Origin of the sequence: Hydrogenophaga sp. 70-12 (assembly GCF_001897365.1) — a bacterium.
Taxonomy (GTDB): domain Bacteria; phylum Pseudomonadota; class Gammaproteobacteria; order Burkholderiales; family Burkholderiaceae_C; genus Hydrogenophaga; species Hydrogenophaga borbori.
The window spans coordinates 13,782-14,156 of record NZ_MKSS01000158.1; the positions used below are offsets into that span (position 1 = coordinate 13,782).

Here is a 375-nt window from a genome sequence, read left to right on the forward strand (position 1 = left end):
TCGCCAATTCATTCTTGGAGCCCGCCCCTGGGCCGCATGTAACGAAGCTTGAGTTGAGCCGCGTGATGCATGCGACCGATACCCGCGCGGAAATTCGTTCGCGCGCATCGGTGTACAGCGCGCCAGAATTGATGGAACTTATGCTCGCGAGAAGGGCTCAGTCGCCCAGGAGGTAGCCAAGATGCGGGTGGCCGAAGCGATCGAGACGGATGCGAAAACCGAGCGCGAATTGCGCGCGCTGTCCAAGGGGCGGCGCGTGCAGGCCCGTGTGCAGCAGCGCGCCCGGCTGATCCTGCTGGCGGCGCAGGGCTGGCGCAACAAGGACATCGCCGAGGAGGTGAAGCTCGATCGGCGCCAGGTGGCCTTGTGGCGCCG

General features: G+C 65.3%; 1 protein-coding gene. It reads left to right on the top strand.

Annotated features, from left to right (window positions below; translation table 11 throughout):
* Positions 1 to 181: 181 nt before the first annotated feature.
* Positions 182 to 375 (top strand): helix-turn-helix domain-containing protein (locus tag BGO22_RS09630; protein WP_286850470.1); only part of this gene is annotated, 194 nt, incomplete at its 3' end.